At 48.5% G+C, this 1,344-nt stretch carries 10 tRNA genes and 2 rRNA genes; all 12 read right to left on the bottom strand.

The features are described from left to right. Positions 1–102 (bottom strand): 16S ribosomal RNA (locus KNQ04_RS15510); the annotation flags it as partial. 124 nt (positions 103–226) lie between these two features. Next, positions 227–303 (bottom strand) — tRNA-Pro (locus KNQ04_RS15505). A 4-nt stretch (positions 304–307) separates the two neighbouring features. Beyond that, positions 308–381 (bottom strand) — tRNA-Arg (locus tag KNQ04_RS15500). Positions 382–389: 8 nt separating this feature from the next. Next, positions 390–472, bottom strand: a tRNA-Leu gene (locus tag KNQ04_RS15495). A 36-nt stretch (positions 473–508) separates the two neighbouring features. Then, positions 509–583, bottom strand: a tRNA-Gly gene (locus KNQ04_RS15490). Between the two features lie 14 nt (positions 584–597). After that, positions 598–681: transfer RNA gene (locus KNQ04_RS15485), tRNA-Leu, on the bottom strand. 7 nt (positions 682–688) lie between these two features. Beyond that, positions 689–764: transfer RNA gene (locus KNQ04_RS15480), tRNA-Lys, on the bottom strand. Between the two features lie 20 nt (positions 765–784). Further along, a tRNA-His gene (locus KNQ04_RS15475) sits at positions 785–860 on the bottom strand. 21 nt (positions 861–881) lie between these two features. Next, a tRNA-Thr gene (locus KNQ04_RS15470) sits at positions 882–957 on the bottom strand. A gap of 9 nt (positions 958–966) precedes the next feature. Further along, positions 967–1,042 (bottom strand) — tRNA-Phe (locus tag KNQ04_RS15465). Between the two features lie 28 nt (positions 1,043–1,070). Continuing rightward, positions 1,071–1,146, bottom strand: a tRNA-Asp gene (locus KNQ04_RS15460). 72 nt (positions 1,147–1,218) lie between these two features. After that, positions 1,219–1,334 (bottom strand): 5S ribosomal RNA (rrf, locus tag KNQ04_RS15455). Positions 1,335–1,344 lie beyond the last annotated feature (10 nt).

The raw sequence follows: 1,344 nt of genomic DNA, 5'->3' as shown, positions 1-1,344 counted from the left end.
TTGCTTCCCTCCGAAGAGTTCCGCGAGCTTCCTGCGCTCGACTTGCATGTATTAGGCACGCCGCCAGCGTTCGTCCTGAGCCAGGATCAAACTCTCCATAAAGTGTTTGACTTGCTCGTTGTGTGACTAAAAGTCACGTTGACGAAGCTTGCGCTTCATTCATTGTTTGTATCCGAAGATACGTTTTTTGCCTCATCGTTCAGTTTTCAAAGTCCGATAATAATAATGGTCGGGAAGACAGGATTCGAACCTGCGACCCCTTGGTCCCAAACCAAGTGCTCTACCAAGCTGAGCTACTTCCCGAAAGTGCACCCTGAGAGATTCGAACTCCCGACCCCTTGATTCGTAGTCAAGTACTCTATCCAGCTGAGCTAAGGGTGCATAATAAGTGCGGTCGAGAGGACTTGAACCTCCACAGTGTTGCCACCACTAGGCCCTCAACCTAGCGCGTCTACCATTCCGCCACGACCGCAAATTATGCTATTTGTTATTACTTCTATTTAAAAAATGGAGCGGAAGACGGGATTCGAACCCGCGACCCCGACCTTGGCAAGGTCGTATTCTACCACTGAACTACTTCCGCATTATAAATATAAATGGTACGGGTGAAGGGACTTGAACCCCCACGTCAAAGACACTAGATCCTAAATCTAGCGCGTCTACCAATTCCGCCACACCCGCATAAAAATGGTGTGTCATGCAGGATTCGAACCTGCGACCCTCTGATTAAAAGTCAGATGCTCTACCAACTGAGCTAATGACACATACTAGTATTAAATTAAAATGGGGCGACTGATGGGAATTGAACCCACGAATGCCGGAATCACAATCCGGTGCGTTAACCACTTCGCCACAACCGCCATATTAAATATAAATGAAAATGGTGCCGGCAACAGGAGTCGAACCCGCGACCTACTGATTACAAGTCAGTTGCTCTACCAGCTGAGCTACACCGGCAGGTGTAAATGGTGGCTTTGGACGGAATCGAACCGCCGACACGAGGATTTTCAGTCCTCTGCTCTACCGACTGAGCTACAAAGCCATAAATGAAAAGTTTCGGTAAATAAAAATGGCGGTCCTGACGGGATTCGAACCCGCGATCTCCTGCGTGACAGGCAGGCATGTTAACCGCTACACCACAGGACCGTGGTAACTTGACGACTTCTATAATACTATATCAATCAGTCAAAATTGTCAAATACTTTATTAAAAAAGTATGCCTGGCAACGTCCTATCCTCACAGGGGGAAGCCCCCAACTACTTTCGGCGTTCAAGTGCTTAACTTCCGTGTTCGGCATGGGAACGGGTGTGACCACTTGGCTATCGTCACCAGACGACGGGCTC

Source organism: Exiguobacterium sp. s193, from assembly GCF_018618755.1.
Classification (GTDB): domain Bacteria; phylum Bacillota; class Bacilli; order Exiguobacteriales; family Exiguobacteriaceae; genus Exiguobacterium_A.
The sequence above is the reverse complement of the archived record's forward strand: the minus strand, read 5'-3'. Positions and strand labels throughout refer to the sequence as shown.